13 protein-coding genes are annotated in these 14,056 nt (G+C 32.4%); 6 read left to right on the forward strand and 7 right to left on the reverse strand.

Going from position 1 to position 14,056, the window contains the following annotated elements; all coding sequences use genetic code 11:
* Window positions 1–12: 12 nt before the first annotated feature.
* The 3 genes from FJV36_RS10890 to FJV36_RS10900 all read right to left on the reverse strand — a co-directional run bounded on the left by FJV36_RS10890 (window position 13) and on the right by FJV36_RS10900 (window position 3,176).
* Entirely contained in the window at window positions 13–798 is a 786-nt protein-coding gene (locus FJV36_RS10890) for a gluconate 5-dehydrogenase (protein ID WP_158729887.1), read from the reverse strand.
* 5 nt (window positions 799–803) lie between these two features.
* Entirely contained in the window at window positions 804–1,640 is an 837-nt protein-coding gene (gene kduI / locus FJV36_RS10895) for a 5-dehydro-4-deoxy-D-glucuronate isomerase (RefSeq protein WP_158729888.1), read from the reverse strand.
* Between the two features lie 90 nt (window positions 1,641–1,730).
* Entirely contained in the window at window positions 1,731–3,176 is a 1,446-nt protein-coding gene (locus tag FJV36_RS10900; RefSeq protein ID WP_158729889.1) for an MFS transporter, read from the reverse strand.
* A gap of 905 nt (window positions 3,177–4,081) precedes the next feature.
* On the opposite strand from FJV36_RS10900, the gene FJV36_RS10905 reads away from it, so the two are divergent.
* The 5 genes from FJV36_RS10905 (at window position 4,082) to mptB (ending at window position 8,824) form a co-directional block, all read left to right on the forward strand.
* The gene (locus FJV36_RS10905) at window positions 4,082–4,801 is read left to right on the forward strand and encodes a DUF547 domain-containing protein (protein WP_158729890.1); all 720 of its coding nucleotides are present in this window, start codon (window positions 4,082–4,084) and stop codon (window positions 4,799–4,801) included.
* 41 nt (window positions 4,802–4,842) lie between these two features.
* Window positions 4,843–5,241: a toxin-antitoxin system YwqK family antitoxin gene (locus tag FJV36_RS10910; RefSeq protein WP_158729891.1), complete on the forward strand. Its 399-nt coding sequence runs from the start codon at window positions 4,843–4,845 to the stop codon at window positions 5,239–5,241.
* Between the two features lie 4 nt (window positions 5,242–5,245).
* On the forward strand, window positions 5,246–5,935 hold the full coding sequence (locus tag FJV36_RS10915; protein ID WP_158729892.1) for a glycosyltransferase family 2 protein: 690 nt from the start codon (window positions 5,246–5,248) through the stop codon (window positions 5,933–5,935).
* A 1-nt stretch (window position 5,936) separates the two neighbouring features.
* Window positions 5,937–7,418, forward strand: a complete 1,482-nt coding sequence (locus FJV36_RS10920; RefSeq protein ID WP_158729893.1) for a cellulose synthase family protein — start codon at window positions 5,937–5,939, stop codon at window positions 7,416–7,418.
* A gap of 116 nt (window positions 7,419–7,534) precedes the next feature.
* Window positions 7,535–8,824 (forward strand): polyprenol phosphomannose-dependent alpha 1,6 mannosyltransferase MptB, encoded by a 1,290-nt coding sequence (gene mptB, locus FJV36_RS10925; RefSeq protein ID WP_233264602.1) that lies wholly within the window; start codon window positions 7,535–7,537, stop codon window positions 8,822–8,824.
* Here mptB and FJV36_RS10930 read toward each other — a convergent pair.
* The 4 genes from FJV36_RS10930 to FJV36_RS10945 all read right to left on the reverse strand — a co-directional run bounded on the left by FJV36_RS10930 (window position 8,821) and on the right by FJV36_RS10945 (window position 13,149).
* Entirely contained in the window at window positions 8,821–9,672 is an 852-nt protein-coding gene (locus tag FJV36_RS10930) for an EamA family transporter (protein ID WP_158729894.1), read from the reverse strand. The genes mptB and FJV36_RS10930 overlap by 4 nt on opposite strands.
* Window positions 9,673–9,721: 49 nt before the next feature.
* Window positions 9,722–10,315, reverse strand: a complete 594-nt coding sequence (locus tag FJV36_RS10935; protein ID WP_158729895.1) for a 2OG-Fe(II) oxygenase — start codon at window positions 10,313–10,315, stop codon at window positions 9,722–9,724.
* 114 nt (window positions 10,316–10,429) lie between these two features.
* On the reverse strand, window positions 10,430–11,887 hold the full coding sequence (locus tag FJV36_RS10940) for a magnesium chelatase (RefSeq protein WP_158729896.1): 1,458 nt from the start codon (window positions 11,885–11,887) through the stop codon (window positions 10,430–10,432).
* Between the two features lie 143 nt (window positions 11,888–12,030).
* Window positions 12,031–13,149, reverse strand: a complete 1,119-nt coding sequence (locus FJV36_RS10945; protein WP_158729897.1) for a VWA domain-containing protein — start codon at window positions 13,147–13,149, stop codon at window positions 12,031–12,033.
* A 329-nt stretch (window positions 13,150–13,478) separates the two neighbouring features.
* Here FJV36_RS10945 and FJV36_RS10950 point away from each other — a divergent pair, with 329 nt between their 5' ends.
* Window positions 13,479–13,898, forward strand: a complete 420-nt coding sequence (locus tag FJV36_RS10950; protein WP_158729898.1) for a thioesterase family protein — start codon at window positions 13,479–13,481, stop codon at window positions 13,896–13,898.
* Window positions 13,899–14,056: the final 158 nt, after the last annotated feature.

Consider the following 14,056-nt stretch of genomic DNA (forward strand, 5'->3'; position numbering starts at 1 on the left):
TTAATTTTTGAATTAATTTTCGTTTGTAGGTTTCCCAATAGTGGCCAAAATTCCACCATCTACATATACAATTTGACCGTTTACAAAGTCACTAGCTTTTGAAGCTAAAAAAACAGCTGTACCTGCTAAATCTTCAGGATTTCCCCAACGTGCAGCTGGTGTTCTATTGATTATAAAATCGTTAAACGGATGACCATCTACGCGTATAGGTTCTGTTTGTGTAGTGGCAAAATATCCTGGACCAATCCCATTAACTTGAATGTTGTACTTTGCCCATTCTGTAGCTAAATTTCTAGTAAGCATCTTGAGTCCACCTTTTGCAGCAGCATAAGCAGATACGCTATTGCGTCCTAGCTCACTCATCATAGAACAAATGTTAATTATCTTGCCTTCTTGTCTTTCAATCATTTGTTTAGCAACAAGTTGAGACATAATAAACGGACCAACAAGATCTACATCAATCACCTTTCTAAAATCAGCAATAGGCATATTAACAGCTAATTCTCTCTTAATAATACCCGCATTGTTTATTAAAATATGAATATCACCTTGCTCTTTTGTAATGCGTTCAAGATTTTCTGCTGCTGCATTCTCATCCGTAACATCAAATAAATAACCCGAAACGGTATATCCTTTTTGCGAATAATAGGCAAGAGCTTCTTCCATTTTAGAGGGTGTTGTTCCTGTAATGACAAGTGCTGCACCAGCTTGAGCGAGACCTTCGGCCATAGCCAAACCTAATCCGTGGGTTCCACCGGTAATCAAAGCTCTTTTTCCATTTAAATCAAATAAATTCATAGGTATTATCTTAGTTCATTAGGTGCTACAATATCCATATCTCCATAATCTAAATTCTCTCCAGCCATACCCCAAATGAAAGAGTAATTGCTTGTACCCGCACCTGAATGTATAGACCACTCTGGTGATAAAACTGCTTGGTGATTTTGCATAAAAAGATGCCTTGTATTTTGTGGCTCTCCCATAAAATGACACACTGTTTGTGGAGCTTTTATATCAAAATAAAAATAAGCTTCCATTCTGCGATCATGAGTATGAGCGGGCATGGTGTTCCAAACATTACCCGGTAACAACTCTGTTAGTCCCATTTGAAGTTGACAGGTTTGTACAATACTATTTACTATCAGCTTATTTAGAATGCGTTTATTAGCTGTAATTTCATCTCCCAGTGGAATGATTTCCGCATCTTCTCTACCAATTTTTTTTGTTGGATAAGAAGTATGAGCTGGTGCCGAATTGATATAAAACAAGGCTTGTTGTCCATCAGCATTTGCAAAAAGAACCTCTTTACAACCTTGACCTACATAAAGCGCTTCCTTAGTATTCAATTCATAGACAACTCCATCAACGGTTACAACTCCAGCTCCACCTACATTGATTATTCCCAATTCTCTCCTATCTAAAAAGTTTTCAGACTTTAAATATGGAATTGTTTCTAATTTTAAGCTTGATTGTACTGGCATAACTCCACCAACAACATACCGATCATACATGGAATACGTAAGCTGAATTTCATCAGGAACAAATATATTTTCTATTAAAAACTGTTCTCTCAATTCATCAGTTCCATACTTTTTGAAATCAGTAGGATTGGTTGCATATCTAAAAGAAAAATTTGTCATGTATTATTTTTTTTATGTAATCGATTGCACAAAGGTACTTGATAAAATAAAACTTTGGCAAAATAGTTTATAAATATTTTAAATTAAGAATTACAGAGAGGTTATAGGACTGTATTTAGGCACCAAAGACTTCATTACTATCCAGCCTGTTAAATAACACACAGCACAGATTGAAAAAATAATAAAATATCCAGCCTCAATACCTTTGAAACCCATAAAAACCATATTCGTTTCTTTTGAATAATCAAATAAAACACCAGAACCTTTATTAATTAATGTTGAACCTATTCCTCCTGCCAGACCTCCTATTCCTGTTATTGTAGCAATTGCTTTTTTAGGAAACATATCTCCCACGGTTGTAAAAATATTAGCAGACCACGATTGATGTGCCGCTCCTGAAATCCCAATAATAATTACTGGAAGCCAATAACTAATATGCCCAAGTGGTTGCGCTATGAGTGCTAAGAGTGGAAAAAAAGCAAAAATAAGCATGGCTTTCATTCTGCCTTCATAAGGATTCATACCTTTCTTTTCAACAAAGTACGTTGGCAACCAACCACCAATTATTGATAATAATGTAATCATATAAAGCACAAACAATGGCAATGCTGATTGTGTTGAACCCATATTATAAACAGAACTTAAATAGGCTGGTGTCCAAAATAAGAAAAACCACCAAACGCCATCAGTCATGAATTTGCCAAAAGCAAATGCCCAAGTTTGTTTGTATTTAAAACAATCTTTAAGTGTAACTTTTGAATTTGACTCTGGAGCATAGCCCACTAGTTTACTATCGGCAATATCATCTTGTTGAATGTATTCTAACTCTGATTGTGAAACTTTAGGATGTTTTTCAGGTTTATCATACATAAAAACCCAGAAACCCATCCAAACAAAACCAAGTGCACCAATAATTATGAAAGCCATTTCCCAACCAAATGCTTTAGAAATAAACGGAATTGAGATAGGAGCTGCTAAGGCACCTACTGTTGCACCAGCATTAAAAATACTGGTCGAAAAAGCTCTATCTTTCTTAGGAAAATACTCTGCCGTAGTTTTTATTGCAGCAGGAAAATTACCGGCCTCACCTACCGCTAAAACAAATCGGGCAAAAATAAATAAGGTTACACTAACATTTATGATTAGTCCCGTGTCATTAACTGTTTTCAAAGCTTCTTTTGCGCCTTCAAAACCCACAAACCAATTGCCAGTGATAATTCCAGAAGTGGCAATACCACAAAAAGCATGCAAGCAAGCACCAAATGACCAAATCCCGATAGCCCACAAAAAACCTTTTTTGGTATCCATCCAGTCTACAAAACGACCTGCAAACAACAATGAAACAGCATAAAAAATAGAGAATAACGCAGTTATGTTTCCGTAATCATTATTCGTCCAATGAAATTCTGGTGCAATAAATTCACTCCAAGTCAAAGATAAAACTTGTCTGTCTAGATAATTAATTGTTGTTGCAAAAAATAGCAATCCACAAATAGACCAACGATAGCTTCCAATTTTATTATTTTTTTGATTCATATTGTTGTGGGTATCATTTATTTCATTAATTATTGACTATTGAACGATAAAACATTTTATAAATAATTATTAAAAAACACAAAATGTAATCGATTGCACAAATATAGATGTAAAAAATGACTATCCAAATTAATTGCATATAATTTTAAATAAACAGACTAAAAAAATACACTAATAAAAAACCACAAGTAGAAACTGCATAATAGACAATTTAAATGTTAATAAATTAAAATACAGATTAACGATTAAGTAATTTTCACAGAATTAAAAATACACTGGCACATAAATAAATTAAACTTTTAAAGTTAACAACTCATTATAAAGCAACAACATAGCTTAGCTTCTTGCTTTAAAAAAAAACGCTTATAAATTTTAATTGCTAAATCCTAAAACTACATAAGCTAATAACTCGTAGATAGCTAAATAAAGGAGATACATACTCCAAATCTTTATCTTTATAATAATAGGAATACGATAGTTTGTAAAAAGTGCTCCTATAAAATATATTAAGATCTTATAAAAATGATTTTTTAATTAAAATACGTTCTTTGTAATAGTGGGAATTATTGAATTATGAGCTAAATGAACAATATTTTCGATTGTCTATATAATTATTATATCTTTGCGCAAAATTTGGAATAGAGTTTGAAGTACTGATTTTTTGAACAGTCAAATGAATTGCATGTTATGGTATTATTAATTCACTATCTTAGTTAAAACATTTATAACTAATACATTAATAATCATTTCATTTAAAAATTTAGGAATCAAAGTTTTTAATTGCATAATATTCATACATAATGGACTTGCAAAACATTTTATGTTTAAAAACAGTGAGAACAACATTAAAAATTAAATTTTCAATTAAATAGATTTATAACCAATAGTAATTAAAGAATTTCAAAATGAAAAAAATTATTTTAACGCTTTGTTTTTTTGGCTTAACATTAGTTTCTAAAGCTCAAACTACAGAATTGTTTTTTGAACAAGCAACAATGTTCTTGAAGAAAAACGTATCTCCAGAGGGTAAAGTAGATTACTTTTCAATCAAAAAAAGTCCAGGAGAACTTGTTTATATTTTAAGTAATATAGAAAAACTAGATACAAAATTTAGCGATAAAAAAGTAGCAAAAGCATTCTGGATTAATGTATATAATTTACGTGTCATTAAAAGTGTAGTTGATAAATTCCCAATTGAATCAGTAGAGAAAGTTCCAGGATTTTTTAGTGTTGAAAGTTTTTTAGTAGGAAATCAAGAATTGACTTTAGATGATATTGAAAATGTTATCTTGAGAGATTTATTTTTTGATCCAGCTATTCACTTTACACTAACAAGTGCTGCAAATGGTGGTTCACCTTTATTAAATACTGCTTATTTGCCAACAACAGTTGATGAACAAATAAAAGCAAGAGCAACATTAGTAATCAACTCTAAGTATTACTTTTATGTTGACAAGGAAAATAAGACAATAGAATTGCCAAAAATATTTGAGTGGTACAAAAAAGACTTTGCAGTAAACTATTTTAATGAAATTGACTTCATTAATTTATTCTTAGAGAAAAAAATAGACAATAAGTTGACCGTAAAAACTTATGAATTTGATTGGACATTAAATAAGTTATAATCCTATATGGCCCTACCGCTGTGTAGGGCAAATAGAATTATATGAAAAACAAAAATCAATTACTTACAATATTATTTTTACTATGTTTTATAGCTGCAAAAGCACAAAAAACATATATAAAAAATTATTACGATAACGGAAAACTAAGTTCTGAGGGTTGGGTAAACCAAAACAAAAAAACAGATTACTGGTTCTTTTATCACAAAAACGGCAATAAGAAAGAAGAAGGACATTACTTTAACGATAAAAAAACAAAGTGGTGGATTGTATATGATGTCAACGGTAAAATTCAAAGGAAAATTGAATTTAATAACAATCTTGAAAATGGCTTAAGCATTTTTTACCACGAAGGTAAAATTTACAAAGCAGCAAGATACAATGCCGGATCTAAAATAAAAGAATGGACATCCATAGCGAGTTATAAAAAAGACAATCCATAACACGATGAAAATAATTAAAGTAATCATCCCTGCATATAACGAGGAACATGCAATTAAACATGTAATTCAAGAAATTCCGAGTTATGTAGCCGAAATAATAGTAATCAATAACAATTCTACTGATGACACGGTAGCAGTAGCTCAACAAGCTGGTGCTACTGTATTATCAGAAAATAAAAAAGGATATGGTTATGCCTGTTTAAAAGGACTTGATTACATAAATACTACTCCCAATACACCCGATATCGTTGTTTTTCTTGACGGTGATTATTCGGATTACCCTAAAGATCTTTCTAAATTAATTGCTCCCATCTTAAATAATACAGCTGATTTTGTCATTGGTGCGAGAGTTCCTGAATTAAGAGAACATGGTTCCATGACACCACAACAAATTTTTGGAAACAAATTAGCCACTGTGTTAATGCGTGTTTTTTTTAGATCTAAATTTACTGATCTAGGACCATTTAGAGCCATAAAATATGACATTTTACAGTCACTCAACATGGTAGATAAAACCTATGGTTGGACTGTTGAAATGCAATTGAAAGTACTAAAAAAAAATATCAGCTATACTGAAATCCCTGTTCGCTACAAAAATAGAATTGGAGTTTCAAAAGTATCCGGCACTGTAAAAGGGACTATTATGGCAGGAGTTAAAATTATTAGTTGGATCATTAAATACGCTTTCAAATAATATGTTAGTACTATCATATATCATACTATTTTTTTATAGTGTATCTATTATATTGATCTTCTTTTATGGCCTTTCTCAATTGAACTTGTTGGTTAATTACATTAAAAGTTCCAAGAAAATTTTAAAATCGAATCAATTTGACTTTGATAATCCAAATGAAATTCCAAAAGTTACCATTCAACTGCCTATTTACAATGAGAAATATGTGGTAGAACGCTTGTTGCATACTATTTCTAATTTAGAATATCCAAAAGACAAATTAGACATTCAAGTATTAGACGATAGCACTGACGAAAGTTTAACCGAAAATATTCATATTGTAAATGAATTAGCTGCAACTGGTTTAAACATAAAACACATTACCCGAAGCACTAGAATCGGTTTTAAGGCAGGTGCACTAAAAGAAGGTTTAATCACTGCTGAAGGCGAATTTATTGTGATTTTTGATGCTGATTTTGTGCCACAAAAAGAGTGGTTGTTGCAAACTATTCCGCATTTTAAAGATCCAAAAATTGGAGTGGTACAAACTAGATGGGGTCACCTGAATAGAGATTATTCCATTTTAACAAAAATTCAAGCCTTTGCACTTGATGCTCATTTTACATTAGAACAAGTAGGCCGAAATTCACAGTCCCATTTTATAAATTTTAACGGCACTGCTGGCGTATGGCGTAAATCTTGTATTATTGATGCTGGAAACTGGGAAAGTGATACTTTAACCGAAGATTTAGATTTAAGTTACAGAGCACAATTAAAAAACTGGAAATTCAAATATTTACTTGATGTTGTAACTCCTGCAGAGCTTCCAGTTATTATAAGTGCTGCCCGTTCACAACAATTTCGTTGGAATAAAGGTGGCGCTGAAAATTTTGTAAAAATGAATCAGCGCATCATTAGCGCTACAAATATCAATTTTAAAACAAAAATTCATGGATTACTACATTTGCTAAATAGTTCTATGTTTTTATTTGTTTTTACAATGGCAATCTTTAGTGTACCTGTATTGTTTATAAAAAGTTGGTTTCCACAGCTAGAAGTTTTTTTTAAAATTTTAGCGTTTTTTGTATTTACCTCAGTTGTTTTTTTTACTTGTTATTGGTTTACTTACAAAAAAATATATGGTGGAGGATTTATAAATTTCATTAAATACATTGGTTTATTTTTTACTTTTTATAGCATTGCCATGGGTTTTACATTTCACAATACCATTGCTGTTGTTCAAGGGCTTATTGGAAAAAAAACTGATTTTATCCGTACCCCTAAGTTTAACATTGAAAGCTTAAAAGAGAAATGGAAACAAAACAGTTACATTAATAAAAAGATATCAAAAAATATTATCATTGAAAGTCTGCTACTACTCTATTTTCTTTTTGGGATTTATAGTGGAATTCAATTAAATGACTATGGATTACTTCCGTTTCATATTATGTTATCCTTTGGTTATGGTTTTGTGATTGTTAATTCTTTCCGAATTGGAAACTAAAATGTAATTCCATTATTTAAAATTTTATTCGCTTACGCAAAATGAAAGCACTTAGTAACTCATGTAAACTTTATACACTATTGAGCGCTCTATGCTATACCTACATAGGCTATTTTATGGACCGAAAGGATTTTGTTGTTTTGCTTTTATTATTTGGTGTTTTATTTTTCTCACTTGTAAAAATCATTCAGGAACAAAAAGAAAACATTAACTATTTACTTGGTTTAGGTCTTTGTTTTAGAATCCTATTTGCATTTGCCTTACCTAATCTTTCTCAGGATTTTTACAGATTTATTTGGGACGGGAGAATACTCATAGAAGGATTTAATCCTTACACCAATTTGCCCAATGATTTAATTGTTAAACCTAATTTTAATATTGCTCAGGCACAAGAATTATTTAAATCGATGGGGAGTTTGAGTGCTTCTCATTTTTCAAATTATCCGCCAATTAACCAACTTTTTTTTGTGATCGCGGGGATCTTTGGCACCCAATCCATAGTTACGGCAACCATTGTTTTGCGATGTATTATCATTGTAGCTGATTTTGGTACAGCTATTTTTGGAGCAAGATTACTACAATCAATGGGTTTCGAAAAGTATAAAATATACTGGTACATATTAAACCCATTGGTACTTATCGAACTCACAGGAAACTTACATTTTGAAGGTGTTATGCTGTTCTTTTTTATATGGGGCATCTATTTATTACACCAAAACAAGTGGAAAACGGCTGCAGTAGCAATAGCCTTATCAATTGCAACTAAACTGTTACCACTTATACTACTTCCATTATTTTTTCAAAAATTAGGATGGAAAAAAAGCTTTGTATTTTATACAATAATTATTGGCATTAACATACTGCTTTTCTTGCCGTTTTTATCAACCACAATGGCTGAGAATTATTCAAATACAATTGCTTTATGGTTTGTAAATTTTGAATTTAATGCCAGTGTTTATTATATCATCAGAGAAATAGGTTTTTACTATAAAGGGTATAATATCATTCATAGCACCGGAAAAGTAATCCCAATACTAATCATAATCTTTATCCTCTTACAGTCCTTTTTTGGGAAAAATAAAACCACACCAGACTTACTAAAAAGTATATTACTTGTGCTAAGTATTTACTTTTTTGTATCTACAACAATACATCCTTGGTATGTAATAAATCTTGTTTTAGTTTCGGTTTTTACGAAATATAAATTCCCAATTATATGGAGTTTTACAGTTGTACTGAGCTATTTTGCTTACTCAGGTCAAATATTCAAAGAGAATTTAATGCTTATTGCTATTGAATATGCCGTGGTTTTTTGGTTTATGTTTCGAGAATTAGAACTTAAACCCATAGAAATTTATAAAAGATTACAATCAAAAGTTTTAAATTCATTTTCTATAAAAGCTTAAGATTGCTGAGAAAACACAATCAAGAGTATCGCGATTAAAGCAATAAGTAAACCTAAATAATTTTTTACAGATAACTTTTCTTTGAAAACAACAACACCTATAACACTTCCTAAAATTATAACTCCTAAATTCATTCCTGCAAAAACAGTAGATGGATTTGCAGTAAATACTTGGTGCGCCTTGAGATAAAAAAGGATGTTCCCAAAATTAAACACACCCACGAGACCACCTAACAAAATGTTTTTTAGAGTTATTTCAGATGCGTTTACAACTGTATCATAACATATCACCAACAGCATAATAACTAAAGCTATCGAAAAAACTACAAGCAATGAACTGGTAAAAGGCATCGTTGTATAAAGTGCAATTTTCTTGAAAAGAATATCGATGATCCCAAAACCTAGTAAAACTAATAAGGGGTAAGTCCAATTTGTTTTTTCTTTTGAAACAGGTTTCATCAATATCATAAGTATAGCTGGGAAACCAATAATTAGCGCTACAAGTTTGTACGAATTAAAAGTCTCGTCAAAAATCAACCAAGCTGCCAAAATAGGAATAAATAAAGACAGTCTTTGAGCTGCATCTGTTCTTACAATCCCCACTTGTTTAATTGAGGTTGCCAAAAACAAAAAAACTGTTGGTAATAAAAAACCAATACTTAGATACAATGCCAATGGAGCAGTGGATAAAGAAGTGAATTTAAAATCGAAAAAAAAGAAACATAGAAGTACGGCAACTGCATAGTTAGTTGCTACCATTTGAATAGCACTAGAGTTATATTGTCTAGATAATTTAAAAATCACGCCTACAGTAACACTACAAACTACACTAAGTAAAAGATAAATCATGTTTTTTCCTCAAAATTACTATTTAAGTACCAATTTTAAAAATAGCAACCTAATCTCTTTTGAGCCATCCCGTAATACTCATGCGGGGACAGTTTGTTTCCAATACTTCATGAACCAGCTCATCACTCTTAAAAAAAACTGTTTTTCCCAGAGTAGGAGCAATTTTTTGAGGAATATCGTTTTGATGTATCATTAGCTCACCGCCATCTGTAACTTTCCAGTCTGCATTTAAATAACTGATCATGCTAAATTTTCGGCTAGGATTGCTTTTAAATTGATCCAAGTGCTTTAAGTAAAAATCTCCTTTTTCATACAGGGAATAATGAAATTCATAACCTGTAATTCCAGCATAGCAACTTTGATTCAAGTATAAAATGAAGGCTTCAATTAATTTAAAATATTCATTCTCAAAAACATTATTGTGCTTTTTATCCAACCAATAAATAGAATCACTCCGTATGGCACCATCATAAAGCAATTTATCTGAGTTGCCAATGCCAGCAGCAGTAAGCAAACTTCTTTCATTTAAGTTAAGAATGTTTTGTATTAAATGATCTGAAAGTTCTGGAGTCAAAAAATGCTCTGCTATACCTACTTTATTTTCAACATAACTTGATATCAAATTCTCAAAGGAATTTTCCATTTTAATTTTGGGAAAGACTGAAAATACAGTCAACGTAGCAAGGTAGATGAAATAAAATTACAAAGGCTGTTTTTATAAAAAAAAGGGTTTAGTAAAAACTAAACCCTTTTGCATTTATAATTTACTGATAAAACTACCGTAAATATCTTTAAACTGATATCCTTCGGAAAAACGATCTTTACTTAGTTTCTTGTATTCTACCAATCCCCAAAGTATAAATTCCATCATGAAAAATTTATCTTCTGAACTTACTTGCGGTTGGTATTTTTTAATCAAAACTTCCAATGGTGCTATTCCACCTAGAATTTTTTCATACTCTTCATCTGAGCAATCATCAAGTAATTCAAAACCACTTTCGGCAAAGAACCATTCTATGATATCGGTGTACGCATTTTTGACACCTTCTTTTTCTAGTTTTTCAATTTTAGGAAAATACGCTGGAAAGAAAGTATGAATGGCATCACCCAATAAGTGTTGTGCTACGGCAGCAGCTCCCTCCTGCTCTCCTTCATAAACAAGCTCAACTTTTCCAGTTATGGCTGGAATAATTCCCATAAAATCAGACAAACGCAAAGTAGTTTTATCTGCACCAGCTTTTAATGCTCTTCTTTCTGCAGTGCTTAGTAAATTTTCAAAAGCTGTGATACTCAATCTGGCACTCACCCCACTTTTATTATCAATGTATTCACTTTCTCTAGCTTCAAAACTTATTTGTTCTAATAAATCTCTTGCTAATGAGGGTACATACACCATGTCATTTTGTGTAACATCCAGTTTTGCTTCTTGCTCTGTGATAGTTCTAGCAATTTTGATGGTTTCAGGATAATGCGTCAGGATTTGTGACCCAATTCTATCTTTTAATGGAGTTACAATACTGCCACGATTAGTATAGTCTTCAGGGTTTGCGGTAAAGACAAATTGCATGTCCAGAGGCATTCTTAATTTAAATCCGCGAATTTGAATATCTCCTTCTTGTAGAATGTTAAACAATGCTACTTGAATTCTTGCTTGTAAATCAGGTAACTCATTGATCACAAATATGCAACGATTCGCTCTTGGAATCATCCCAAAATGAATTACGCGATCATCAGCATACGATAATTTTAAATTTGCAGCTTTTATAGGATCTACATCACCTATTAAATCGGCAACCGTTACATCTGGAGTGGCTAGTTTTTCAAAAAAACGTTCACTTCTGTGCAACCAAGATATTGGGGTATCATCTCCTTTTTCGTCGATAAGATCTTTGGCAAAACGAGATATCGGCTGCAACGGATCATCATTGATCTCAGAACCTGTTACAAAAGGAATGTACTCATCAAGCAATTCAATCATCTTGCGAGCCATTCTCGTTTTGGCTTGACCGCGAAGACCTAATAAATTGATGTTATGACGGGATAAAATAGCACGTTCAAGTTCTGGAATTACGGTATTCTCAAAACCATGAACCCCTTCAAAAGTGGGTTTTCCTGATTTTATTTTTTCTCTTAAGTTCGATCGCAATTCATCTTTAATGCTTTTGCTTTCGTATCCTGATTTTTTTAATTCTCCTAATGTTTTTATAGTATTCATCTATTTTTTATTGAAATTGATATTGCTTTCGTATTGGGGTTTGCGTTAGGGATAGCAGTGTAAATCCTTTTTTGAGTCCCGAAATTATCGGGACTCAAAAAAGATTGAAACGAATAGCCCGACCCGCAGGGAAACGCCCAAAATTACTTTATTCTCTTTTTTCTATTGGTCTCGTAATCCTCAAAAATCATTTCGCCCAATCCTTTTAATCCTGTATAAAAGGCTTTTCCTTGATTTGACTCCGTAAACTTATTTACAAATTTTTGCAAATAAGGATCATTAGCAATCATAAAGGTAGTAATGGGGATGTGTAATTTTCTAGCTTGTTGCGCTTGATTGTAACATTTATCCACAATATATTCATCAAGACCGTTGCTGTTCATATAATACGAACCATCTTTTTCACGAACACAGCTTGGTTTCCCATCCGTAATCATGAAAATTTGTTTGTTTGTATTACGCTTTCTGCGCAAAATATCCATGGCTAGTTGCAGGCCAGCTACCGTATTGGTGTGATACGGACCCACTTTTAAATAAGGTAAATCCCGAATGGCAATAGTCCAGGCATCATTACCAAAAACAAGAATATCTAAGGTGTCTTTGGGATATCGCGTGGTGATTAATTCTGCCAGTGCCATGGCAACTTTTTTAGCGGGCGTAATTCTATCCTCGCCATATAAAATCATACTGTGACTGATGTCAATCATTAAAACCGTACTCATTTGCGACTTAAATTGAGTTTCCTCTACAACCAAATCATTTTCGGTGAGCATAAAATCGCCAACACCATTATTAATTTGAGCATTTCGCAAACTCTCCGTCAAAGAAATGCGTTCGAGTCCGTCACCAAAATGAAATTCTCTAAACTCTCCCGTATGCTCATCGCCATTGCCTACATGCTTAGTTTTGTGATTGCCACTGCCAGAGCGTTTAAGATTTCCAAAAATGTTATCCAGAGCTTGCTGCCTTATGGCGCGCTCGGTCTTGGCTGTAATCCCCATTCCAGAACTTCCATCCTCTTTCAACTCTTCCCGGATATAGCCTTTCTTCTTTAAATCTTCAACAAAATCATCAATGGTATAAGCCTCATCAGTAAGTTTATACTCTACATCTAATTCTCGCAACCAATCAATTGCCTCATCAAAATCTCCCGAAGTATGTGTGATCAATTCCTTGAAAATACCAAAGAGTTTATCAAACGGAGACTGGAAAGGTGCTTCGTATTGCTTGAAATAAAATCCTTTTTTATTATCGTTTTTCATAGAACATAAAATTACATCATTTTAAAACGACAGCTTACAAACGTTTATTAATTTTTAGTTAAAAGCAATTTCAAGAATATAAACGTTACAAAAATGATTTGGGCGTGCCCTCACCTCCACTACCGTTGCGGTGAGGTCGTGCTGTACGTTCTCAATCTCCCAAAAAAAGGGAGGATTTCCACTACCATCACTCACGCAAAACCACTTAAAAAGAACATATTTCCTATAAAAGTAAATTCAGAGTGTAATTGTAAAATAAGAATATGAATACTCTAAAAACTTTTTCGCACCTTAGCAATCCATTTTAAAAACAAAAACCCCGATTAAAAATGAGCGTATTTATAAAAGAATTGTCCTTTCGTTGGTCTGATCTTGATCCTAACTTTCATGTAAGACACAGTGCGTATTATGATTTTGGAGCACAACACCGTATTGAAATACTAGAAAGCCTAGGCTTAACCATGAAAGTAATGCAATCCCAAGGCTTTGGTCCAATTTTGTTTAGAGAAGAATGTGTTTTTAGAAAAGAAATCAAACTTTCAGACAAAATTGTCATGCATACCAGAAGTTCTCAAGTTAATGAAGACGGCTCAAGATGGTCTATTATTCACGAGTTTAGAAATGATGCCGATCAAGTTTGTGCAACCATAACCGTTGATGGTGCTTGGATGGATATTAAACTGAGAAAATTAGCTTTGCCTACACCTGAATTGGCCAAAAAAGCTTTGAGTGTTTTTCCAAAAGAATAATACGTTCTTATCAAACACACTTACTTACTTTGGGTGAAATACATACTTAAAATATTTCACCCAAAGTATTTAAGCATAACGAATTACTTCTTCTTCTTGAAAATAAAAATAAGAACAATTGCCAAACTATTTTTTTGAAAGAATTATATAACTATTTT

The organism is Flavobacterium sp. I-STPP5a, assembly GCF_009764685.1.
In the GTDB taxonomy this organism is placed as follows: domain Bacteria; phylum Bacteroidota; class Bacteroidia; order Flavobacteriales; family Flavobacteriaceae; genus Flavobacterium.

What these genes read in the sequence shown, in the direction of transcription:
- FJV36_RS10910 (WP_158729891.1), top strand. Translation starts at nt 4,843, where the DNA reads ATGAAAAACAAAAATCAATTACTTACAATATTATTTTTACTATGTTTT.
- FJV36_RS10930 (WP_158729894.1), bottom strand. Translation starts at nt 9,672, where the DNA reads ATGATTTATCTTTTACTTAGTGTAGTTTGTAGTGTTACTGTAGGCGTG.
- FJV36_RS10935 (WP_158729895.1), bottom strand. Translation starts at nt 10,315, where the DNA reads ATGGAAAATTCCTTTGAGAATTTGATATCAAGTTATGTTGAAAATAAA.
- FJV36_RS10905 (WP_158729890.1), top strand. Translation starts at nt 4,082, where the DNA reads ATGAAAAAAATTATTTTAACGCTTTGTTTTTTTGGCTTAACATTAGTT.
- kduI (WP_158729888.1), bottom strand. Translation starts at nt 1,640, where the DNA reads ATGACAAATTTTTCTTTTAGATATGCAACCAATCCTACTGATTTCAAA.
- FJV36_RS10940 (WP_158729896.1), bottom strand. Translation starts at nt 11,887, where the DNA reads ATGAATACTATAAAAACATTAGGAGAATTAAAAAAATCAGGATACGAA.
- FJV36_RS10920 (WP_158729893.1), top strand. Translation starts at nt 5,937, where the DNA reads ATGTTAGTACTATCATATATCATACTATTTTTTTATAGTGTATCTATT.
- FJV36_RS10950 (WP_158729898.1), top strand. Translation starts at nt 13,479, where the DNA reads ATGAGCGTATTTATAAAAGAATTGTCCTTTCGTTGGTCTGATCTTGAT.
- FJV36_RS10945 (WP_158729897.1), bottom strand. Translation starts at nt 13,149, where the DNA reads ATGAAAAACGATAATAAAAAAGGATTTTATTTCAAGCAATACGAAGCA.
- FJV36_RS10890 (WP_158729887.1), bottom strand. Translation starts at nt 798, where the DNA reads ATGAATTTATTTGATTTAAATGGAAAAAGAGCTTTGATTACCGGTGGA.
- FJV36_RS10900 (WP_158729889.1), bottom strand. Translation starts at nt 3,176, where the DNA reads ATGAATCAAAAAAATAATAAAATTGGAAGCTATCGTTGGTCTATTTGT.
- mptB (WP_233264602.1), top strand. Translation starts at nt 7,535, where the DNA reads ATGGACCGAAAGGATTTTGTTGTTTTGCTTTTATTATTTGGTGTTTTA.
- FJV36_RS10915 (WP_158729892.1), top strand. Translation starts at nt 5,246, where the DNA reads ATGAAAATAATTAAAGTAATCATCCCTGCATATAACGAGGAACATGCA.